17 protein-coding genes and 1 pseudogene are annotated in these 22,442 nt (G+C 70.5%); 9 read left to right on the forward strand and 9 right to left on the reverse strand.

The annotated features are described in order from the left end of the window. Positions 1-2 precede the first annotated feature (2 nt). Both OIC96_RS42730 and OIC96_RS42735 read right to left on the reverse strand, forming a co-directional pair. Positions 3-785: an ATP-binding cassette domain-containing protein gene (locus OIC96_RS42730; RefSeq protein WP_330302675.1), complete on the reverse strand. Its 783-nt coding sequence runs from the start codon at positions 783-785 to the stop codon at positions 3-5. A gap of 38 nt (positions 786-823) precedes the next feature. Continuing rightward, entirely contained in the window at positions 824-1,912 is a 1,089-nt protein-coding gene (locus OIC96_RS42735) for a sugar ABC transporter substrate-binding protein (protein WP_330302674.1), read from the reverse strand. A 713-nt stretch (positions 1,913-2,625) separates the two neighbouring features. Here OIC96_RS42735 and OIC96_RS42740 point away from each other — a divergent pair. The 3 genes from OIC96_RS42740 to OIC96_RS42750 all read left to right on the forward strand — a co-directional run bounded on the left by OIC96_RS42740 (position 2,626) and on the right by OIC96_RS42750 (position 7,780). Further along, positions 2,626-5,160: a SpoIIE family protein phosphatase gene (locus OIC96_RS42740; RefSeq protein ID WP_330302673.1), complete on the forward strand. Its 2,535-nt coding sequence runs from the start codon at positions 2,626-2,628 to the stop codon at positions 5,158-5,160. After that, the gene (locus tag OIC96_RS42745; RefSeq protein ID WP_330302672.1) at positions 5,157-6,239 is read left to right on the forward strand and encodes a sugar ABC transporter substrate-binding protein; all 1,083 of its coding nucleotides are present in this window, start codon (positions 5,157-5,159) and stop codon (positions 6,237-6,239) included. The genes OIC96_RS42740 and OIC96_RS42745 overlap by 4 nt, the downstream gene beginning before the upstream one ends. 71 nt (positions 6,240-6,310) lie before the next feature. Next, complete coding sequence (locus tag OIC96_RS42750; RefSeq protein WP_330302671.1) at positions 6,311-7,780, forward strand: glyceraldehyde-3-phosphate dehydrogenase; 1,470 nt, start codon at positions 6,311-6,313, stop codon at positions 7,778-7,780. A gap of 66 nt (positions 7,781-7,846) precedes the next feature. Here the strand turns inward: OIC96_RS42750 and OIC96_RS42755 are convergent, their stop codons facing one another. The 4 genes from OIC96_RS42755 to OIC96_RS42770 form a co-directional block, all read right to left on the reverse strand. Beyond that, positions 7,847-8,566: an FAD binding domain-containing protein gene (locus OIC96_RS42755; protein WP_330302670.1), complete on the reverse strand. Its 720-nt coding sequence runs from the start codon at positions 8,564-8,566 to the stop codon at positions 7,847-7,849. 182 nt (positions 8,567-8,748) lie between these two features. Continuing rightward, the gene (meaB, locus tag OIC96_RS42760) at positions 8,749-9,735 is read right to left on the reverse strand and encodes a methylmalonyl Co-A mutase-associated GTPase MeaB (RefSeq protein ID WP_330302669.1); all 987 of its coding nucleotides are present in this window, start codon (positions 9,733-9,735) and stop codon (positions 8,749-8,751) included. A 4-nt stretch (positions 9,736-9,739) separates the two neighbouring features. Next, positions 9,740-11,914: a methylmalonyl-CoA mutase gene (scpA, locus tag OIC96_RS42765; RefSeq protein WP_330302668.1), complete on the reverse strand. Its 2,175-nt coding sequence runs from the start codon at positions 11,912-11,914 to the stop codon at positions 9,740-9,742. Further along, positions 11,914-13,719 (reverse strand): methylmalonyl-CoA mutase subunit beta, encoded by a 1,806-nt coding sequence (locus OIC96_RS42770; RefSeq protein WP_330302667.1) that lies wholly within the window; start codon positions 13,717-13,719, stop codon positions 11,914-11,916. Before OIC96_RS42770 ends, scpA begins: the two co-directional genes overlap by 1 nt. A gap of 402 nt (positions 13,720-14,121) precedes the next feature. Between OIC96_RS42770 and OIC96_RS42780 the strand changes: the two are divergent. Then, positions 14,122-14,310, forward strand: a pseudogene (locus tag OIC96_RS42780) (helix-turn-helix domain-containing protein); the annotation flags it as partial. A gap of 11 nt (positions 14,311-14,321) precedes the next feature. Next, positions 14,322-15,380 (forward strand): NAD-dependent epimerase/dehydratase family protein, encoded by a 1,059-nt coding sequence (locus tag OIC96_RS42785; protein ID WP_330302666.1) that lies wholly within the window; start codon positions 14,322-14,324, stop codon positions 15,378-15,380. A gap of 36 nt (positions 15,381-15,416) precedes the next feature. Here the strand turns inward: OIC96_RS42785 and OIC96_RS42790 are convergent, their stop codons facing one another. From OIC96_RS42790 to OIC96_RS42800, 3 genes are all read right to left on the reverse strand, one after another. Then, complete coding sequence (locus OIC96_RS42790; RefSeq protein WP_330302665.1) at positions 15,417-16,394, reverse strand: alpha/beta fold hydrolase; 978 nt, start codon at positions 16,392-16,394, stop codon at positions 15,417-15,419. A 79-nt stretch (positions 16,395-16,473) separates the two neighbouring features. Beyond that, positions 16,474-17,331 (reverse strand): TIGR03943 family putative permease subunit, encoded by an 858-nt coding sequence (locus OIC96_RS42795; protein ID WP_330302664.1) that lies wholly within the window; start codon positions 17,329-17,331, stop codon positions 16,474-16,476. Further along, positions 17,328-18,347 (reverse strand): permease, encoded by a 1,020-nt coding sequence (locus OIC96_RS42800; RefSeq protein ID WP_330302663.1) that lies wholly within the window; start codon positions 18,345-18,347, stop codon positions 17,328-17,330. The genes OIC96_RS42795 and OIC96_RS42800 overlap by 4 nt, the downstream gene beginning before the upstream one ends. A 224-nt stretch (positions 18,348-18,571) precedes the next feature. Here OIC96_RS42800 and OIC96_RS42805 point away from each other — a divergent pair, with 224 nt between their 5' ends. From OIC96_RS42805 to OIC96_RS42820, 4 genes are read left to right on the forward strand one after another with little or no spacing between them, the layout of a single operon-like run. Continuing rightward, a complete protein-coding gene (locus OIC96_RS42805) occupies positions 18,572-20,077 on the forward strand; it encodes a purine-cytosine permease family protein (RefSeq protein WP_330302662.1) in 1,506 nt (501 codons plus the stop codon). After that, positions 20,074-20,667 (forward strand): cysteine hydrolase family protein, encoded by a 594-nt coding sequence (locus OIC96_RS42810; protein ID WP_330302661.1) that lies wholly within the window; start codon positions 20,074-20,076, stop codon positions 20,665-20,667. Before OIC96_RS42805 ends, OIC96_RS42810 begins: the two co-directional genes overlap by 4 nt. Next, on the forward strand, positions 20,664-21,371 hold the full coding sequence (locus OIC96_RS42815) for a GntR family transcriptional regulator (protein ID WP_330302660.1): 708 nt from the start codon (positions 20,664-20,666) through the stop codon (positions 21,369-21,371). Before OIC96_RS42810 ends, OIC96_RS42815 begins: the two co-directional genes overlap by 4 nt. Before the next feature lie 51 nt (positions 21,372-21,422). Continuing rightward, a complete protein-coding gene (locus tag OIC96_RS42820; RefSeq protein WP_330302659.1) occupies positions 21,423-22,439 on the forward strand; it encodes an ADP-ribosylglycohydrolase family protein in 1,017 nt (338 codons plus the stop codon). The last annotated feature ends 3 nt before the right edge of the window (positions 22,440-22,442 follow it).

Here is a 22,442-nt window from a genome sequence, read left to right on the forward strand (position 1 = left end):
TTTCACCACCCCGCCTCCTGGTGGGCCACCCGGCGGGGCGCATTCTCCGACGCGCCGGTGATGGAGGAGATGATCTGTTCGTGAGACGTGGTGTTCACGTCGAAGAAGCCGTTGTTACGACCGAGCCGTAGCACGGCGGCCCGGTCCGCGAGGGCTTTCACGTCGCCCATGTTGTGGCTGATGAGCAGTACTCCCATGCCGCGGTCACGCAGCTGGTCGACGATGTCCAGGACCTCGGTGGTCTGCTCGATTCCCAGTGCTGCGGTCGGTTCGTCCAGGAGGAGGATCCGCGGGTCGCCGAGGAGCGAGCGAGCGATGGCGACGGTCTGCCGCTGGCCGCTGGACAGCGAGACGACAGGGCCGCGCAGATCGGGGACACCCTTGGTCAGGCGTTCCAACAGGTGTCTGGTGCGGCGCTCCATCTCCATCTCGTCGAGGAACCCGAAGCTGCGGATCTCCCGTCCGAGAAACAGATTGCCGACCACATCGAGGTTCCCGCACAGTGCGAGGTCCTGGAAGACGGTGGCGATGCCGAGATCCCGGGCGTCGTGGGGGCGCCTGATATTGACCGTTCGGCCCTCCCATTCGATGACGCCCTTGTCCGCGGGGGCGACGCCGGAGATCACTTTGACCAGGGTGGATTTGCCGGCACCGTTGTCGCCCAGAAGAGCGACGACTTGCCCGGCGTGAATCTCCAGCTCGATGTCCGCGAGGACCTCGACGACGCCGTAGCGCTTGCACACGCCGTGCAGCGCCAGCAGGGGGGGAGCCGGCACGGAAACCATCTCCTTCCCGGGGCACCGACCTGGTCGCGACCTCCCTGTCAGGTCAGCCCGGCCTTTTCGCAGGCGGCCCTGAGCTGGGGGGTGCAGATCTGCTGGATCGTGTACGCGCCGTCCCGCACCAAGGTGTCCTTGATATTGCCGACGGTCACGGACACCGGGGTGAGCAGGACGGCCGGAACCGCCTTCACACTGGGGGTCCTCACGTTGCTCGTGGCGACCCGGTCGAGGTTTTCACCGCGGGCCGCGGCCACGGCCATGGCGCCGCCGGCGGAAGCCTCGGGTCCGAAGGGTTTGTAGACGGTCATGTACTGAGAGCCGCCGACAATGCGCCGCACGGCTCCGAGTTCGGCGTCCTGGCCGGTGACCGGGGGCAGCGGGTCGACCTTGTTCGCTTTGAGGGCGGAGATGCTGCCGGCCGCGAGGCCGTCGTTGGCGGCGTAGACCCCGTCGATGCTGTCGGCGCCGAGGGCGGCAATGGCGCCGGACATGTTCACGTGCGCAGCCTCCGTCCTCCACTGGAGTGTGTCGTACGCCTTGCCGATCTTCACCTTCCCGTTGAGTACGGACAGTGCGCCCTTCTTGAACGACACCGCGTTGGGGTCGCTGGGATCGCCGTTCATCATGACGATCTGGGCGCCGGGCACCTCGTCGCCCATGGCCTTCAGCAGTGCTCTGCCCTGGAGCCTGCCGACTTCCTCGCCGTCGAAGGAGACATAACCCGAGATCGGGCCCTCGGCGAGGCGGTCGTAGGCGATGACCGGGATATTCGCTTCGTGCGCCTTCTTGACCTCGGGGCCGAGCGATTTGGCGTCCACGGCCACGAGCACGATGGCATCGACCCCTTTGGTGATCATCGAGTCCATCTGTGCCTGCTGGGTGGCGACATCGTTCCTGGCGTTGACGTGCTCGACGGTGCAGTCGGCGCACAGTTCCTTGATCTTCTTCTCGAGCAAGGGCCTGTCCTGTGTCTCCCAACGAGCCGTGGTGGCGTCCGGCAGCAGCACCCCGATCTGCGGCGCGTCTCCCCCCGGGGAGGCGCTCCCCGCGCCTGACCCGCAGGCCGCGAGAGCAACGGCCGTCGAGACCGCGGTCATGGCGATGGCCGCGTCCCGTATACAGGCCTTCATGTGAGAGACCTCCCTACCCGCCTCTCCCGTCGCGCCCGGCCGGCGCGGTGCGCGGTGCGCGCGTGGGGAAACGGCTCGCGTGCAGGGCGGGCGTCAAGGTGTGTGTGCGGGCGGACGGGCCGTGGGGGACACGTGTGACGGGGCGCGATGGCGCGGGCCGTGTTGAGGTTGAGCCAGGCGGCGATGTCGCCATGGAGATCCAGCCGAACGCGAGTCCGCGCCCTCACGGGCAGCTGCGGCTTCGCCGGCCGCGGGACGGCCTCGTCCGTCCCGGCGAGGTGGGGACTCGGCCCGACCAGCCCGGCACCGGCGGCTCCCTCGTAGAGCATGGCGACACCCGGCCTCCTCACCATGCCGCGCATGCTGTCGGCAAGAAGTCCAGCAGCCGACAGCCGGCCACGATGCCGACGCCCGTCGTCCGCCTGGAACGTATCGCGTGGACGTGGCAAGACGACCACGTCGTCAGTGTGGCACCGGCCGCAGTGATCTGCGAACGCAGCGGCTCCGGCCGCCGGGGTTCGGTTCCCGTAGCGGGCCGCCCTCCCGCGGATGCTTGCATGCGCATGCGCATGCGCATGCGATCCCGTATCCGGGTGTTTCATCAGCAACAGAGTAGTTCTGTCCAGTTACTGCATATATGCGACTCTGGTAAGTGGATGCCCCGATCTCAACCTGTTGGCACCTGCGGCATGGACGGGAGGAAGGTTGCGGACATGCCTCATGACGGCCGTGCCCGGGCCGGGGTCTCGGAGCCGCGGGTATCCGAGGCCCACGCCGCAGACACCGGTTCATCGCCTCCGGTGCCTGACGCCGCCGCGAGTGATCGGGCCCTGACGTTCGCCGGAGTGGCGCTGGCGGCGGTCTATGTGCCCGGTGCCGGGGAGGAAGCGCTTCAGTTGGTGGAAGCGGCCGGTTGTGCCACTCCCGAGTGCGGGCTCCCGGTGCGTCTGCCCCTGTCCGGTGGCTCACCCGCGGCGCACGCCTTCCGCATCCACCGGCCTCTGTGGCTGAATCCCGCGGCGCTTGCCTCCTACTCGGAGTGCGGGCTCACGCCGCCGCGACCGGAGGCGTCGCTCGGTGCGCTGCCACTCGGGACGGAGAGCAGGCGGCTGGGCTGCCTCGTCGTCGTGGGCGCTTCGGCGGACGGCTTCGAGGCCGAGCAACGGCGCTTCCTGGAGCGGTACGCCATCGCGGTCGCCGACATGCTCCAGGCCGGGGCCGGCCGGCCCACCCCGTCGTCGCTGCTGACTCCCGCCCTGCGGAGTCTGCGCGTCGGCTCTTTCGCCCTGGTGCCGGACACCGGCCTGATCGAGGCGGACGAGACTCTGCTCAAGCTGGTCGGCATCACGCCGGATCACTTCGACGGCAAGGTGGACACCCTGCTCGCGCACGCCCTCCCGGAGGACCTGCCCGCGCTGATGTCGGTTCTGGATCCGTCCACCCAGACGTTCGGCCGGCGGGAGCTGGAGTTCCGCGTCCGCCGCCCCACTGGCGAAATGCGCTGGCTGAGCCTGAGTTGCCGGGTGGTGGTGAGCACCGGCGACCGGCCGGAGCAGGTGCTGGGCATGGTGACGGCGACCTCGGTCCTGCGCCGGAGCGCCGACGACGTTTCCAGGATCCAGTGGCTGACCGCCGTACTCGACGATGCCGCGACAGTCCCTGACGTCGGCCGAGTGGTGGTCACCGCGCTCCGTGAGCCGCTGGGCGCCGACCGGGTGGCGCTCGCCGAGTTGCAGGACGACCGGCTCATGGTCACCGTCCTCGACCCGCCGCAGCCCGCCGCCTGGCCGGAGACGTGGCGTTCGGAGTGGCGTTCGAAGTGGCCCAACGCGCCGGTCGGCGCCCTGCCCACCCTGCAGATGGCCCTGCGGGACGGACGCCTGGATCTGTGGCCGGCCGGCTCCGCCCTCGAACCCGGACTCGCGGGCATCGGTACCGGAGGTCTGGCCGTCCTGCCGCTCCCCGCCAAGGGCCGGATGACCGGCGTGTGCCTGGTCGGCTGGGATCAGCCGCATGAGTTCGTCCCCGAGGAGCGGTCCCTGCTGACCGCCACCGCGGCGCTGGTCGGGCAGGCCCTCAAGCGGGCACACGCGCACGACGCCGAGCAGGAGCTCGCGACGATGCTCCAGCGCAGCCTGCTGCCCCGGCGCCTCCCCGAGCTGCCCGGCGGAACCGCCGTCGCCCGCTATCTGCCCGCCAGGCGGGGGTTGCAGGTGGGCGGTGACTGGTACGACGTCATCGCCCTCTCCGAGGATCGGGTGGCGCTGGTCATCGGTGACGTGCAAGGACACAGTGCCGGAGCCGCGACGATCATGGGGCAGATGCGGACCGCGGTGAGGGCGTACGCGGTGGAGGGGCACCCGCCCGACGTCGTCGTCTCGCACGCCAACCGCCTCCTCGTCGGTATGGAGACCGATCTGTTCGCCACGTGCTGCTATGCCGAACTGGACATGGATGAGGGCAACATCCTGTTCGTCCGGGCCGGGCACCTGTCACCGTTGATACGCCAGCCCGACGGCAGTACCGAGGAGGTGGAGGTCGAGGGTGGGCTTCCGCTGGGTGTCTCCCTGGAGGCGGAGTTCCCCATGACCGCGGTCGCACTGGCCCCCGGCACGGTGCTCGCCCTGGTGACCGACGGCCTGGTCGAGGCCCACGACCTGCCTCTGGACGAGGGCATGCGCCGGACGCGCACCGCGCTCGCCGCGGCCGATCCGGCGGATCCAGAGCTGATGGCCGACGCGTTGCTCGGCGACATCGGCCGTCGTGAGGATGACGTGGCGCTGTTGCTGCTGCGCTACGACGGCATGAAGACCCGGCCGATAAGGGTCGGGTGGGTGGTGTGGCGGCTGCCCGACGCCGTCATGCACGCCCGCCGTTTCACCGCGCGCACTCTGCGGCGGTGGAACGTGGAAGAAGTGGGCGATGCGGTGCTGCTGGTCGTGTCCGAACTTGTCACCAACGCCCTGGTACACACCCAGGGCCCGGTCCGCCTCGACCTGATGCTCCGCGGGGACCGGGTGCGAGTCAGCGTGAGCGACTCCTCGCCGCGTGCGCCCGCCAAGCCGGTGATCGTGGACTGGGAGTCGACCGGCGGCCGGGGCCTGCTTCTGGTCGAAGCCATGTCGGAGTCCTTCGGCTCGGTGCCGGTGGCCGGCGGCAAACAGGTGTGGAGCGAGATCGTCGTGCCGCAGCGCGAGCCGGCTCCGGCGGACTCGGGGCTCCGAACGGAGCATGGGGGTCTGCGATGAGGCCCCGTACGTGCCATGTCGTCGCGGCGCTTGTCGCGGGGCTCATGACGATGTCCCTGGCCTCCTGCGAAAGGGACGGCCGGGCGGCCGCGGACAGCTTCACCGTCGGCCTGTTGCTCCCGAGCCGAACGGTTCCCCGCTGGGAGCGTTCCGACAAGCCGCTGATCGAGAAGCGGCTGAAGGAGCTGTGCCCGCACTGCGTCATGGAGTACGCCAACGCCGAGGACGACGCGACGTTGCAGCGGCAACAGATGATGTCCATGATCACCAAGGGGGTCGGGGTTCTGATCCTCGACGCCGCCGACACCCGGGCGCTCCGCTCCTCGGTCCAGGAGGCACACAACGCGGGTGTCCCGGTCGTCGCCTATGACCGGCTCGCCGAAGGCCCGATCGCGGGTTATGTCAGTTTCGACGGCGCTGAGGTCGGCAGGCTCCAGGGCGAGGCACTCCTGAAGGCCATGGGCGACAAGGCGGACGGCGCGAACGTCGTCATGATGAACGGCGATCCGACCAGCGCCAACGCCGCGTGGTTCAGGAGGGGCGCGCTGTCCGTCATCACGGGCAAGGTGAACATCGCCCGGTCGTACGACATCGTGGGCTGGAGCACGCAGAGCGCCCACGCCGACATGGCCGCCGCCGTCGCGGCCCTGGGCCCGGACCGGATCGGCGGTGTCCTGGCGGCCAACGACGCCATAGCCGCAGGCGTCATCTCCGCTCTCAAGAACGCCCGTGTCGGCAAGCTCCCTCCCGTCACCGGCCAGGACGCCGACCTCGACGCCGTGCGGCGCATCATCAAGGGCGAGCAGTACATGACGGTGTACAAACCGTTCAGGACGGAAGCCGCCGCGGTCGTCTCCATGGCCGTCGCCCTGGGGCGCGGCGAGTCTCTCCGCGACGTCGCCACGACGACGACCGACAGTCCCACCACCCGGCACATCCCGTCCGTCCTGCTCACTCCGAGCGCGGTGACGGTCGGCAACATCAAGCGGACACTCGTCAAGGACGGCGTGTACACCGTCGACCAGATCTGCACCCGGCAGCTCCGCCCGGCCTGCGACAGGGCCGGACTTGGGCGGTAGACGATCCGCTTACATGATCAAAGTGGCGAGGAGTTAGCATGTGAGCGCCGCCTAGCTCGAAAGATAAATCTGTGACTGTCAACGAGGACTCGTTCACCAACTGGAAGAACCGTGAGGAGATCGCGGAGTCGATGATCCCGATCATCGGGAAGCTGCACAGGGAGCGTGACGTCACCGTCCTGCTTCACAGCCGCTCCTTGGTGAACAAGTCGGTGGTGAGCATTCTCAAGACTCACCGATTCGCCCGCCAGATAGCCGGGGAAGAACTCTCGGTCACGGAGACGCTGCCGTTCCTGGAAGCTCTCACCACGCTGGACCTCGGACCGTCCCAGATCGACATCGGCATGCTGGCCGCGACGTACCGGGCCGACGACCGCGGTCTGTCCGTGGCGGAGTTCACCACCGAGGCCGTCGCCGGCGCCACCGGTGCCAACAAGATCGAGCGCGGCGACGGGCGCGATGTCGTCCTCTACGGCTTCGGCCGCATCGGCCGCCTCGTCGCCCGCCTGCTGATCGAGAAGTCCGGCTCCGGCAACGGCCTGCGCCTGCGCGCCATCGTCGTACGCCAGGGCGGCGACCAGGACATCGTCAAGCGCGCCTCGCTGCTGCGCCGCGACTCCATCCACGGCCAGTTCCAGGGCACGATCACCGTCGACGAAGCGACGAACACGATCACCGCCAACGGCAACGAGATCCAGGTCATCTACGCGAACGACCCGTCGGAGATCGACTACACGGCGTACGGCATCAAGGACGCCATCCTCATCGACAACACCGGCAAGTGGCGCGACCGCGAGGGCCTCTCGCAGCACCTGCGCCCCGGCATCGACAAGGTCGTCCTGACCGCGCCCGGCAAGGGCGACGTCCCCAACATCGTGCACGGCGTCAACCACGACACGATCAAGCCGGACGAGCAGATCCTGTCCTGCGCGTCCTGCACCACCAACGCGATCGTCCCGCCGCTGAAGGCGATGGCGGACGAGTACGGCGTGCTGCGCGGCCACGTGGAGACCGTCCACTCGTTCACCAACGACCAGAACCTGCTGGACAATTACCACAAGGCCGACCGCCGGGGCCGTTCGGCGCCGCTCAACATGGTCATCACCGAGACCGGTGCCGCCTCCGCCGTCGCCAAGGCGCTGCCCGACCTCAAGGCGCCGATCAGCGGCAGCTCGATCCGCGTCCCGATGCCGGACGTCTCGATCGCGATCCTCAGCCTGCGGCTCGGCCGCGAGACCACCCGCGAAGAGGTCCTCGACCACCTCCGCGACGTGTCGCTGAACTCGCCGCTCAAGCGCCAGATCGACTTCACCACCGCCCCCGACGCGGTCTCCAGCGACTTCATCGGCTCGCGCCACGCCTCGATCGTCGACGCCGGCGCCACCAAGGTCGACGGCGACAACGCGATCCTCTACCTCTGGTACGACAACGAGTTCGGCTACTCCTGCCAGGTCATCCGCGTCGTCCAGCATGTCTCCGGGGTGGAGTACCCGACGTACCCGGTCCCCGTCCCGGCCCCCGTCCCCGTCCCGGTGGCCTGATCCCGGTGGACTGACGCTCACTTGACGCTCGTTCCCACGGGGCGTCAAGTGAGCCGCCAGGAGTTCTCAACCGTCGGCGGGGCGGGGCACGAGGTCGGCGACCTGCCGGCGGACCACTTCCCAGGCCGTGGAGTGAAGTGCGCCGATGGCCGTACGACGCAGGTCGTCGAGGGCCTGTTCGGAGTCGGCGGTGCACTCGGTGCTCTCGCTGAGCACCTCGTAGCCGTCGCGGACGGCGACGCGAAGGCGGGTTCCTCCGCCGTCGGCGGCGTGCAGAGCGGCGGCGACGAGAGGCGGCGGATCACCCGCTTCACCCGCCAGCTTGCGGTATCCACTCGCGATGGGTGCGCGCCAGCGGAGGCTGAGCAGCAGGTGGCCCTTGGCCAGCACCTCGGCCAGGTCGGTCTCGTAGACGGTGTCCGGTTCCAGGACCACGGCACGGGCGTCGAGGACAAGTGCCGCGGGCAGCAGGTCGCGCAGCGTGCTGCCGACGATATTTCCGCCGACGGTGGCCGTGCGGCGCACGGCTCCGGTTCCCACGGTGGCGGCCGCCTGCCGCAGGGCCTGCGGCACGCGGTCGTCGATCCGGTTCAGCACCACGGCCGCGCCCAGCGACTCCCGCCCGATCGCATTGGCTTCCGGCAGCTCACGTAGCGACATGGCGTGCTCGGGGAAGCCGTCCCGCTGCCAGTTGGCCCACACGAGCGTCGCGCCGCCTATCGGCACCGCCCCCTCGGCCATGCACTCCTGCGCTTCGGAAACGGACGTGGGCAGACGCAGCAGCACGGCAGCCGACCTGCTTTCTGGGAAACTGGCGGCCGGGTACGCGCTACCTCAGCCACATGACCGTCGACACGGCGCATTTTCCCCGGGCACGCGGGGGCGCGTACAGGGCTCACTCCTTCCCCCGGTGCGCCCCTCGCACACGAGGTGCCCTGTGGATCTTTCCCCGCGTCTTCAGGTGCGGTTCAGCGACGCTCGGCGCCGAACACCCCCAGGATGCGCTCGGCGGCGAGCGTGGCCGTCAACTCCCCCTCCCGCACCTGCTGTTCGAGGCCGGGCGCGAGGGCGCGTACGGCCGGGTCGGCGTGCAGACGGCCGAGGAGTTCGTCGCGGACCATCGTCCACGTCCAGTCCACCTGCTGGTCGCGGCGCTTGGCGGCGAGGCGGCCGGTGGAGTCGAGGAGCGTGCGGTGCTGTTCGAGGCGTTCCCAGACCGTGTCGAGGCCCGTTGACTCGCGCGCGCTGCAACTCAGCACGGGTGGGGTCCAAGCGGCGTCCATCGGGTGCATCAGCCGCAGGGCGCCCGCCAGTTCGCGTGCCGCGGCGCGGGCGTCACGTTCGTGCGGCCCGTCCGCCTTGTTGACGGCGATGACGTCCGCCAGTTCCAGGACGCCCTTCTTGATGCCCTGCAACTGGTCCCCCGTACGGGCGAGGGTCAGGAGCAGGAAGGAGTCGACCATGTTCGCGACCGCGGTCTCGGACTGTCCGACACCGACCGTCTCCACCAGGACCACGTCGTAACCGGCCGCCTCCATCACCACGATCGACTCGCGGGTCGCCTTGGCGACCCCGCCGAGCGTGCCCGCGGTGGGGGAGGGGCGTACGAACGCCGCCGGGTCGACGGCCAGGCGCTCCATCCGGGTCTTGTCGCCCAGGATCGACCCGCCCGTCCGGCTGGAGGACGGGTCGACGGCGAGCACCGCGACCCGGAACCCGAGCGAGGTGAGCAGCGTGCCGAACGCGTCGATGAAGGTCGACTTGCCCACGCCGGGCACGCCGCTGATGCCGATCCGCCGGGCCCGCCCGCTGTGCGGCAGCAGCTCGGTGAGCAACTCCTGGGCCAGGGCGCGGTGCTGGGGCCTCGTCGACTCGACGAGCGTGATGGCGCGCGCCACCAGCGCCCGCTTCCCGTCGAGTACGCCCTTCACATAGGTGTCGAGATCGAGTGCCATGGGATCAGACGTCGTGTCCGAGATCGACCGCCAGCCGCCGCACCAAGTCGTACGCCGCGTCCGGGATCACCGTCCCGGGCGGGAAGACGGCCGCCGCGCCCATCTCAAGGAGCGTGGCCACGTCCTGCGGCGGAATCACCCCGCCGACCACGATCATGATGTCCTCGCGGCCCTCCGCCGCCAGTTCCTCCCGAAGCGCCGGGACGAGGGTCAGGTGCCCGGCGGCCAGCGAGGACACCCCGACGATGTGCACGTCCGCCTCGACGGCCTGGCGGGCCACCTCGCCCGGGGTCTGGAACAGCGGGCCGACGTCGACATCGAAGCCGAGGTCGGCGAAGGCGGTGGCGATCACCTTCTGGCCGCGGTCGTGGCCGTCCTGGCCCATCTTGGCGACCAGGATGCGGGGACGGCGGCCCTCGGCCTCCTCGAAGGAGGACACCAGCGTGCGGGTGCGTTCGACGGACGGGGACTCGCCGGCTTCGGTGCGGTACACACCGGAGATCGTACGGATCTGGCTCGCGTGCCGCCCGTACACCTTCTCCAGAGCGTCGGAGATCTCGCCGACGGTGGCCTTCGCGCGAGCCGCGTTCACGGCCAGCTCCAGCAGGTTGCCGGTGCCTTCGGCGGCCCGGGTCAGAGCGTGCAGCGCGTCCTGGCAGGCCTGTTCGTCGCGCTCGGCGCGCAGCCGGCGCAGCTTCTCGATCTGCTGGGTGCGTACGGAGGAGTTGTCGACCTTCAGGACGTCGATCTGCTCGTCGGTCTCCACGCGGTACTTGTTCACGCCGATCACCGGCTGGCGCCCGGAGTCGATCCGGGCCTGGGTGCGGGCCGCGGCCTCCTCGATGCGCAGCTTGGGGATGCCCGCGTCGATGGCCTTGGCCATACCGCCCGCGGCCTCGACCTCCTCGATGTGCTGCCAGGCCCGGCGCGCGAGGTCGTACGTCAGCTTCTCGACGTACGCGCTGCCGCCCCACGGGTCGATCGCCCGGGTCGTGCCGGACTCCTGCTGGATCAGCAGCTGCGTGTTGCGGGCGATGCGCGCCGAGAAGTCGGTGGGCAGGGCGAGCGCTTCGTCGAGGGCATTGGTGTGCAGCGACTGGGTGTGGCCCTGTGTCGCCGCCATCGCCTCCACACACGTACGCGTCACGTTGTTGAACACGTCCTGCGCGGTCAGCGACCAGCCGGAGGTCTGCGAATGGGTGCGCAGGGAAAGCGACTTGGCGTTCTGCGGGTCGAACTGCCTGACCAGCTTGGCCCAGAGCAGCCGTGCCGCCCGCATCTTGGCGATCTCCATGAAGAAGTTCATGCCGATCGCCCAGAAGAAGGAGAGCCGGGGCGCGAACGCGTCCACGTCCATCCCCGCCGCCCGCCCCGCCCGGATGTACTCCACTCCGTCGGCGAGCGTGTACGCCAGCTCCAAGTCGGCCGTCGCACCCGCCTCTTGGATGTGGTAGCCGGAGATGGAGATGGAGTTGTAGCGCGGCATCCGCTGCGAGGTGTACGCGAAGATGTCGGAGATGATCCGCATCGACGGCTTCGGCGGATAGATGTAGGTGTTGCGGACCATGAACTCCTTGAGGATGTCGTTCTGGATGGTCCCGGCCAACTTCTCGGGCGGTACGCCCTGTTCCTCCGCCGCCACGATGTACAGCGCGAGAACGGGCAGGACAGCCCCGTTCATGGTCATCGACACGGTCATCTTGTCCAGCGGGATGCCGTCGAAGAGCTGCCGCATGTCGTAGATCGAGTCGATCGCCACGCCCGCCATGCCGACGTCACCGGTCACCCGGGGGTGGTCGCTGTCGTAGCCGCGGTGGGTGGGCAGGTCGAAGGCGACGGACAGGCCCTTCTGGCCGGCCGCCAGATTGCGCCGGTAGAAGGCGTTGGACTCCTCGGCGGTGGAGAAGCCCGCGTACTGGCGGATGGTCCAGGGCTGGTTGACGTACATCGTCGGGTACGGGCCGCGCAGATACGGGGCGATACCCGGGTAGGTGCCCAGGAAGTCCAGGCCCTCCAGGTCCTGCCCGGTGTAGAGCGGCTTGACCGCGATGCCCTCCGGGGTCTCCCAGAGGAGGTCGTCGCCGCCGGTGGCCCTCTTGACGGCGCCGCGCCATTCGTCGCTGCCGGCGTCTGCGGCCGGGACGCCCAGCTCGATCCCGGAGAAGTCAGGGATGGGCATCAGGACACTCCCATGCGGTCGAGGGTGGCGGAGAGCACGGCTACGGCGTCACAGCCCGCGAAGACGTAGGCGTCGACACCGGGGTACTGCCCCGGGCGCCCGGCGAGGAACACCTGTGCGGCGCCTGCCGACTTGAGGGATGCGGCGACCTCGGCGGCCCGCTCCTCATACAGCGCGTCGCTGGAGCACAGGCAGACCTCGGTGGCACCGCTGTCCTCGAACGAGCCCTCGGTGACGGGCTCGATGCCACCCGCCTGGAACAGGTTCGAGGCGAAGGTGAGGCGCGCGGTGTGGGCGGCGGCGGGGCCGAGGGCGGCCAGGAAGATCCGCGGCCGGGAGCCGGTCGCCGCGAGGTGGGCGTCGGAGCGGGCCCGCAGTGCCTCGTACGCCTCGTCGCGCCGCACGCGCGGCAGCCCGCCGGACGGCTGTACGGGGGCGGCTTCGCGCTCCACGAGGCGTTCGGCGAGGTTCGGGAACTCGCTGACCCCGGTGATGGGTTCGCGTCGCTTGGCGAGCTTCGCGCTGCGCGCCGCCCAGGTGTCGGCGAGGTCCTGGCGGAGCCGGCCGGAGCGCAGGGCCGCCGCCTGGCCGCCCTCCTGCTCGATCCGCTGGAAGAACTCCCAGCCCGCGTGGGCGAGTTCGTCCGTGAGCCGTTCCACGTACCAGGAGCCACCGGCCGGGTCGATCACCCGGGACAGATGCGACTCCTCGACCAGGATCGTCGAGGTGTTGCGCGCGATCCGGCGGGCGAACGCGTCGGGCAGGCCGAGCGCATGATCGAAGGGCAGCACGGTGACGGCGTCGGCGCCGCCCACCCCGGCGGCCAGCGTCGCGACCGTCGTGCGCAGCATGTTCACCCACGGGTCGCGGCGGGACATCATCACCGGCGAGGTCACCGCGTGCTGCACCTGCCCGCCCGGGGCCCCGCAGACCTCGGCCACCCGCGCCCAAAGCCTGCGCGCCGCACGCAACTTGGCGATGGTCAGGAACTGGTCGGCGGTGGCCGCGTACCGGAACTCCAGCTGGGCGGCGGCCTGTTCGACGGTCAGTCCCGCCTCGGTCAGCGCGCGCAGATAGGCGACACCGGTCGCCAGCGAGCTGCCCAGCTCCTGGGCCGCTGAGCCGCCGGCCTCGTGGTACGGCAGCGCGTCCACGGTCAGCGCCCGCAGCCCCGGGTACTCCTCGGCGCACCGTCGCGCGAGAGCGGCGACAGGTGCGAAGTCGACGCCGTCGTCTCCCGTACGGGCCTCGAAGCCCAGCGGGTCGGCTCCCAGGTTGCCGCGCGCCGCCTCCTTGGCGACCCCCCGCTCGCCGTACAGCCGTAGCAACTCGCGTGCGGCGGGCTCCACTTCGCGTCCCGCGTCGAGAACGACGGGCGCCAGGTCGAGATAGACACCGTCGAGGACCCGGCCGAGCGACGAAACCGGGATCCCGCCCTCGCCCATGACCAGCCAGAGCGAGGTGACGCCGTTCTCCAGGTCCGCGAGGACCGCGTCGCCGTCGGCGGCCGTGTGCTGCTGCCGTACGTCCCAGCCGCCGAGGGTGTTGCCCTCGGCCCGGCCGCCCCGGACGAAGGGGGCGAAGCCGGGAAGGCCGGGATCGGGCGCGGAGTCGTGCGCGGTATAGAGGGGGCGGGCGCGCAACCCGTCCTCCAGCGCGGTGGACAGAGCGTCCTCGGCTGCGTCGTCCGAGACTTCCTTGCCGGACTTGCGCAGTACACCCGCCACCAGGCGTTGCCACTGTTCATGTGTCGCGTCAGGGAACTCGGCGGCCAGCGAGAGCCCGTCGTCAGGCAGGACCGTCATGCTCGGATGCTAGGCCAGAATCGCAGGTGAGCAGCAGGGGACGCGGCTGTGACCTTGCCCTCTCCGGGGTGGCCTTGATCGCCGGGACGGGTGCGTACTAGTAGGAGGTGTTGCGTGGATCACAGCGCACCACCGAAGTGAACGCGTCACCTGCGCACATCGCCGACTTCGGGTCAGCGTCCGGGGCCGTCCTCGGCCGGCAGGTCGAGGACGATCCCGGGTACCACCAGGGCGAGCAGGAGCAGGAGCGGCAGCGAGACCGGGCCGGAGCGGTCAGCTCAGCGACGCGGCGGACGGGACGACGACGCCGTACAGGTCCTCGATCGTCGCCAGCGCACTGTGGTGGACCTGCTCGGCGGACACCTCGGCAACCGCCGTCCGCAGGAGCCGAGTTGCGCAGGCGCCGGCGACATCGAGTCGGCCCGAGTCGAAGCGGCACGGAACCGACTCGAATCCACGGATGACACCCTCGAACGCGTGGCGTCCGTCTGCGGGTTCAACACGATCGACGCCCTTATCCGGGCGTTCCGCCGGAAGCTCGACACGACGCCGACGGAGTACCGTAACCGGTTTCGGCATTCCAGGACGTGAGGAGTGACAGCGTGGGTGGAGACGGCGCGACGACGGTGCTGGTGACCGGCGGCAGCGGGTTCGTCGGCAGCCATCTGGTCCGGCGGCTGCTGGAGCGGGACTACCGGGTGTGCACCACCGTACGCAGCGTGGCGAACACGGCGAAGGTGTCGCCGTTGGGGGAGATGCAGGACGCCTTTCCCGGCCGACTCGCCCTGTTCGAGGCGGACTTGCTGACGGAGGGCTCCTTCGACGAGGCGATGAGCGGCTGCCGCGTGGTCTTCCATGTGGCGTCGCCGTTCCTCATGCCCGAGAAGATCAAGGACGGCCGCAGGGACATGGTCGACCCGGCCCTGATCGGCACGCGCAACGTGCTGGCGAGCGTGGAGAGGACCGCGACGGTCGAGAAGCTGGTCTTCACGTCCACGGTGGGCGCGGTCTTCGGCGACTACATCGACGTGCTGGGCATGGACGACGAGGTGCTGTCGGAGAAGTACTTCAACACCACCAGCACGGCGGAGAACAACCCGTACCACTACGCGAAGACGGTCGCGGAACGCGAGGCATGGGCGGCGGAGACGGCCCAGGACCGCTGGCGCATGGTGTCCGTCAACCCCGGCCTGATACTGGGCCCGTCGCTCACCCCCATGTCGGAGTCCGGCAGCCTGTTCCTGCTCGACGAGCTGTTCAAGGGCTACTTCTTCTACGGCGCACCGGACTTCAGCTTCACGACGGCCGATGTGCGCGACGTGGCCGACGCGCACATCGCGGCGGCGGAGAACCCCGCGGCGAAGGGCCGTTACATCGTCGCGGCGGAGACGATGACCTCCTTCCACGAGATGTCCCGCATCATCCGCACCCGCTACCCCCGCGATCTCCGGCTGCCCCGCACCGCGCTCCCGCACTGGCCGGTACGCGTCCTGGGCCCGGCCTTCGGTCTGACCCAGGACTACATCCGCAAACACCTCGGCATCCGGTTCCGGGTGGACAACAGCAGGAGCGCGCACGAACTGGGCCTCACCTACCGCCCGATCGAGGAGACCCTCCTGGACCATTACGAAGCGTGGCGGCGGCAGCGAGGGGCGAACTGAGGGCGTCAGGCCCTGTGACATCCCGGATGCGCGGGATCAAGCGTGCGGGGTCCGGCCCACGACGAGCCTGATCGCGCTGATCGTGAGATCGGGGTCGTGGACCTGCACGTAATGGTCGCTGCCCGTCGCGAGCAGGTGAGGGGTCTGCGGTGCCAGGTCCACCAGCGTCTGCTGCACCCGGGGCCAGGCCGCCTCCAAGCGCGCCAGCAGCTGTTTCGGGGTTCCCGCCGGGGCGGCGAAGGGCTCCGTCTTGCTGAGAACGGCGAGCGGCACCTTCGGCAGCGGACCGGCACGGTCGACCGCCGCGACGGCGCCGCCGATGTCGACGGTCTCGAAGGCCGGGTCGTTGTCGAAGGGCGTGCCCGGATGGTTGAGCAGCCGCACGTACGCGGCCCAGTCCGTGCCGAAGAGCGGCTCGATGTCCGTACCGAACGAGTCGACGAAGACCAGACCGCCGACCCGCTCCGGATGCTGCTGCGCGTACAACCGCGTGATCATTCCCCCGAAGGAGTGGCCCACCAGCAGGTAGGGGCCGGGCACGTGCCCCGACGTCAGCACTTTGTCCAGATCGCGGGCCATGTCCTGGAGCGAGCGCGTACCGGCCGTCGGGGTGCTCCGCGTGGTGAGGGCCGGGGGTTCGGTGTACCGGACCGTGCCGGGCCGGTCGTAGGTGCAGACACGGGTGAACTCCGCGACGCCCGGGAAGACCGCGGGGGCCTTCGGTACGGGCGGGCGGGTGTCCGTGATGCTCCAGGTGTCGGAGGAGTCGTGGAGCCCAGACTCCAGGACGACGGTCGGACTGCCGTTTCCCCGGCAGTGCAGAAAGATCTTCCGGCCACCGCCGATGTCCACCTGCCGGGCCACGTCACCGCTCGCCGCGGTCGCCGCCGCGACCGCGGAGGCGGTCGCTGTCTCCGTCACGGCGCGGGCGGCCGGGAGGGTGTCACAGCCGGACAGCAGCATCAGCGCCGCGGCGGTCGGCGCCAGCATCCCGACGGGCAGGCGTTGTCGCATGGCATCAGCCTGACCGGGGGCGCTGCCGGCCGCCACCGAGCCGGTGGCGGCCGGCAGCCGAACGCCAAGCTGAACGACATCAGTTGTTCCAGCTCTCGTCGTACGGGTCGTGCGGCGTCGGCACCGGCCTGGCCTGGCTCACCTTGAGGAACGGGATGATGCCGCCGTTGACGGGATCCTTGGTCCGCTTGCTGGTGTAGGTGCCGGTGACTTCGAGCCAGGTGTCGGGCTGGAGGACGGGCGGAATCCGTCCGGACAGGCCGATCTTGACGGGCTGGGCGTCGGCGGCGCAGCAGTTCAGGGCCATGCGGACCAGGTAGGGCGTACCGCTGCGGTCGAGGGCCACGAAGCCGGTGATCCTGATCCGCCGGTCGCCGAGGGAGCGCCCGTGGTCATAGGCCGCGCGGCCGGCGTAGTCGACCAGGCCGAGCGGCAGCGGATCGCCGGCGGGGAGAGCGGGGTAGCCGAACGGTGCTTGCAGGGCCGTGCCGGTGCGCATGGCGCTGTAGGAGCCCAGGGCGGGCGGGGCGACCAGGATCAGGGCGAGCAGCGGGAGGACGAGAAGCCAGGAGATACGCGGTTCACGGTGTCCGTGCCCGTGCTCATCGCCATGGCTGTCCCCCAGGTCGTCCCCGTGGCCGTCGTCCTCTCCGCTCCCGCCTCTCTCCCCGTGTACGTCGTCGCGCTCGGCCTCGGGCCGGCCGTCCTCCGGCGCCGAACGCGCCCCGCGCGGCCAGCGCATCCCGCGCCCCGAACGTCCCGCCCGCACCTCGTACCAGACCGTGGCCACAGCCGCGACGATCAGCACCACGCCCGCTCCGAGCAGCAAGGGCTGCAACCCCGCCTTGACGTACCGCAGATAGAGATCGGTGCTGCCCGCGTGCAGCACCGCAGCGCCGACCAGGAAGAGCACCGCCGCCTGTGCCTGCCGGTTCACAGCAGCACCGTCCCGACCAGGACCGACATGAGGATCGCCAGGGCGAAGGTGGTGGGGGCGAACCGCAGGGCGAATCCGCGGCCGAACGTGCCGACCTGCATGGCGAACAGCTTCAGGTCGATCATCGGTCCGACGACGAGGAACGCCAGCCGTGCGGTGAGCGAGAACTGGGAGAGTGACGCGACCACGAACGCGTCCGCCTCCGAGCAGATCGACAGCAGCACGGCGAGGACCGCCAGGGCGAGGACCGACACCACGGGGTTGCCGGCCGCGGCGTGCAGCCAGCTCGCCGGCACGACGGCCTTGAGTGTGGCCGCGGCCATCGCGCCGACGACGAGGAACCCGCCGGCGTGCATCACGTCGTGCCGTACGGACCCCCAGAACGCCGCCCCCTTTCCGAGGCCCTCGTGCGCCGGGCGGGCCGGTGGGCGCAGCCAGTCGGTGCGGCCGAGGCGTTGCCACAGCCACCCCATCGCGCACGCCACGAGCAGACTCGCCACGAACCGGGCGAGGACCATCTCCGGATCGCGCGGAAACGCCACAGCGGTGGCGGTCAGCACGATCGGGTTGATCGCCGGGGCGGACAGCAGGAACGCCAGCGCCGCCGCGGGCGTGACGCCCCGGCGTACCAGCGCCCCGGCCACCGGCACGGAGGCGCACTCGCAGCCGGGCAGGATCGCACCGGCCATTCCGGCGACCGGCACCGCGAGGGCGGGCCGGCTGGGCAGCGCGCGGGCGAAGAACGACGGCGGGACGAACACCGCGATGACCGCCGACAGCAGCACACCGAGGACGAGGAAGGGCAGGGCCTGGATCACCACCGCGACGAACACGGTCATCCAGCTCTGCATCACCGGCGCCGACAGCGCCCGGCGCACCGTCCCCTGCAACGCGACCAGCAGGAGCAGCAGCATGGTCAGGACGAGCGGGGAGTTGAACTGCCAGCCCCGCCAGCCCTGCCGGTCGGCCGCGTCGCGATGGTCGACCGGGGGCGGGGCTGCCTTGGTGATGGTCACGGGTGAGGTACCTCCGGTAGGGAAGGGCTCGGTGGCTGGTGCCCCTCGACCTTGAGTACGCCGGTTCGGGCACAGCTTCTCACCGCGAGTCCCGGTGAATCGGCGGGCCCCGCGCATCGGCACATCCCACCTCCGCGGGCCGATGCCGGTTCACTCATGTCTCTTGACGGCCCCAGGCGGCCGACCTACCCTCCACTGAACACGTCTAGACAGGTAGGTCGACGATGGCAGACTCGCTGGAATCCCTCGACAACAGATCCGCCGGCCGGCAGCTCCAGGTGGAGACGCACGGGCTCGACGTGATCGGCGACGCCGAGCGCAAGGGCACCCCGCGGACGCTGTTCTGGCCCTGGTTCGGGGCCAACGTCTCGATCCTGGGCCTCAGTTACGGCGCCTTCGCGCTCGGCTTCGGTATCTCCTTCTGGCAGGCGCTGGCCGCCGGAGTCATCGGGATCGTCTTCTCCTTCCTCCTCTGCGGCTTCATCGCGGTGGCGGGCAAGCGGGGCTCCGCGCCGACGATGGTGCTCAGCAGGGCGGCGTACGGCGTGCGGGGGAACCGGCTACCCTCGGTGATCTCGTGGATACTGACCGTCGGCTGGGAAACCGTGCTCACGGCGCTCGCCACGATGGCCACCGCGACCGTCTTCGGGCGGCTCGGCTGGGGCGGCGGCACCGAGACCAAGGTGGTCGCCCTGATCCTGGTGGGCGCGCTGATCGTGGTCGGCGGAGTGATGGGCTTCGACCTGATCATGCGGCTGCAGACGGTCATCACGGTCGTCACCGGCGTACTCACCGTCGTCTACGTCGCGCTGGTCGCCGACCACATCCACTGGCACACCGTCAGCTCCGTACCCGCGGGCTCCGCGCAGGAGTTCATCGGCGCCCTGGTCTTCATGATGACCGGCTTCGGACTCGGCTGGGTCAACGCCGCCGCCGACTACTCGCGCTATCTGCCGCGCTCCTCCTCCAGCCGGGGCGTGATCGGCTGGACCACCTTCGGCGCCTCGGTGGCACCGCTGCTCCTGCTGGTCTTCGGACTGCTTCTCGCCGGCTCCTCCGAAGACCTCAGCAAGGCCATCGCCATCGACCCGATCGGCGCGCTGACCACGATCCTGCCGACCTGGTTCCTGGTCCCCTTCGCCGTGGTCGCCGTGCTCGGCCTGGTGGGCGGCGCGGTCCTGGACATCTACTCCTCCGGCCTGGCCCTGCTGTCCGCCGGCCTGCGCGTGCCGCGCTATCTGGCGGCGCTCGTCGACGGCGTCCTGATGATCGCGGGCTCGGTCTACATCGTCTTCTTCACCGACAACTTCCTCGGCCAGTTCATCGGCTTCCTCACCACACTGGGCGTCCCCGTCGCCGCCTGGTGCGGGATCATGCTGGCCGACCTGGCGATGCGCCGCCGCGACTACGACGAGGGGGATCTGTTCCGTCCGGGCGGCCGCTACGGCGATGTCCCGCTCCAGCCGCTGCTGCTCACCCTCGCCGCCACCGCGCTCGGCTGGGGCCTGGTCACCAACTCCGCCGCGAGCTGGCTGGAGTGGCAGGGCTATCTGCTCGACCCGTTCGGACTCGGCGGCAAGACCGGCGCCTGGGCCTACGCCAACCTCGGCGTCCTGCTCGCGCTCGCCCTCGGCTTCCTCGGCACCCTGGCCCTCGGCCGAGGCCGGGTGCGCGCCCAGGAGCGACAGGACCCGAGCCCGGCGGCGAGCGAGCAGGTGGTCGGCGCGTGAGCACGGAGAACACACCGGCTGAGCGCGGGGCCCCGGGGACACCGCACGGCCTGCTCGCCGTCATCGACATGCAGCGCGTCTTCGCGGAGCCCGACAGCCCGTGGGCGACCCCGCGGTTCGAGGACGCGGCCGACGGCGTACGGCGACTGCTGCCGGCCTTCGGTGACCGCGTCACCTTCACCCGCTTCCTCGCGCCTGAAAAGCCCTTCGGGGCCTGGCGCGCGTACTACGACCAGTGGCCCTTCGCGCTCCAGCCGCCGGAGGCCCGGCTGTGGGAGCTGACGGACGAATTCGCCGCACGTGCCCAGCACTTGGTGGACGCCACGACCTTCGGCAAGTGGACCCCCGAACTGGCCGAACGCGTAGGCGCCGACGGACGGCTGGTCCTGGCCGGAGTCAGCACGGACTGCTGTGTGCTGTCCACCGCGCTCGCGGCCGCCGACGCCGGAGTCGAGGTGCTGGTGGTGGCCGACGCCTGCGCGGGCGTCGACGACGACTCGCACGCCAAGGCCCTCCAGGTGATGGACCTGTACCGGCCACTGATCCGCGTCGTCACCGTGGACGAGGTGCTCGCCGGGGGCGCGCAATGACCGCGGTCCGGCTCAAGCACCAGCAGATCACCGAGGCGCTCGCCAAGGAGATCCGCAGCGGACACCGCCCGGCGGGGGAGCAGTTGCCGGGCGAGCACGCCCTCGCCCAGCGTTTCGGCGTCAGCCGCACCACCGTGCGGGCCGCGCTCGCCGAGCTGAACGAAGCGGGGCTGATCGCCACCCGCACGGGCAAGGGCTCGTACGTCCTCTTCGACGGCCGCCCGCTGGACGACCGGCTCGGCTGGGCGCACGCCCTGGCCGACCAGGGCATCGACACGCGCGTGCGGACCCTCGCCGTCGAGGAGGTCCACGACGAGGAGCTGGCCGGTCGACTCGGCCTGGACACACCCACGTTCATCCGGGTGGAGCGCACCCGGGAGCTGGTCGCGGACGGCTCCGTGATCTCGTACGAGCGCAGCTCTCTGCCGCCCGTTCCAGGTGTCCGCGAACTGCCGAAGCAAGGCCTCGGCGACCTCTCGCTCACCGAGGTGATGCTGCGCGCCGGGCTGCGGCCCGACCACGGCGAGCAGCGTCTGGCCGGGCGGCGGATCGACGTCCGGGAGGCGGAGGTGCTGCGCCGCGCGTCGGGGGACTGGTTCCTCGACACGCGGCGCACGAGCCGCGCGGCCGACGGCTCGTTCGTCGAACATGTCGTGAGCCTGCTCGACCCCGACCACTTCCAGCTGTCCCTCGCATTCGGCTGACGCCCGGTACCCGCCCCCGAAGTTCCGCTGACCCCACCACGGAAAGCACCCATGAGCACCATCAGCCCCACCCTCCACAGCCGCGCCACCGGAGCCCTCTACGGGCTCGCGCTCGGTGACGCCCTCGGCATGCCGACGCAGATGCTGTCCCGCCCCCGGATCACCGCCCGCTACGGACCGGTCCTGACCGGCTTCCACGCCGCCGCGCCGGACCATCCGCTGGCCGCCGGGATGCCTGCCGGAGCCATCACCGACGACACCGAACAGGCCCTGCTATTGGCCCAGTTGCTGCTCGACGGCGAGGGAACCGTCGACGCGGCGGAGCTGGCCCGGCGCCTGGTGGCCTGGGAGGACGACATGCGGGCGCGCGGTTCGCTCGACCTGCTCGGCCCGTCCACCAAGCGCGCGGTGGAGCTGGTCCTCGCGGGGACGCCGGTGGACGAGGTCGGCCGGTACGGCACCACCAACGGCGCGGCGATGCGCATCGCGCCCGTCGGCATCGCCGTGCCCTCCGGGGACCCGGTCGCCCTGGTGGACCGGGTGGTGGAGGCCAGCAGGCTGACCCACAACACAGGCGTCGCGCTCGCGGGCGCCGCGGCCGTCGCCGCCGCGGTGAGCGCGGGACTTGACGGTGCGTCCGTGCCGGAGGCGGTGGAGGCGGCGGTCGGCGCGGCCCGCCTGGGGGCCGGGCGCGGACACTGGGTGGCGGCAGCCGACGTGGCCGAGCGGATCGTCTGGGCCACCGGGCTGGTACGAGGGTTGTCGACGTCCGAGGTGTGCGAGCGGGTGTACGCGCTGGTGGGCACCAGCCTGGCGACCCAGGAGTCCGTACCTGCCGCCTTCGCCGTGCTGACGGCCTGTCAGGACGACCCGTGGCAGGCGGTGTTGCTCGCCGCTTCGGTCGGCGGGGACTGCGACACCATCGCCGCCGTCGCGGGCGCCATCGGGGGCGCGTGTCACGGGGTCGAGGCCTTCCCCGCCGACGCGCGGGCCACCCTGGACCGCGTCAACAAGCTCGACCTCGACGCGACGGCCACGGCGCTGCTCGCGCTGCGCGGGCGGCAGTGATCG

The sequence above is a fragment of the Streptomyces sp. NBC_00775 genome (genome assembly GCF_036347135.1).
GTDB lineage: Bacteria > Actinomycetota > Actinomycetes > Streptomycetales > Streptomycetaceae > Streptomyces > Streptomyces lutosisoli.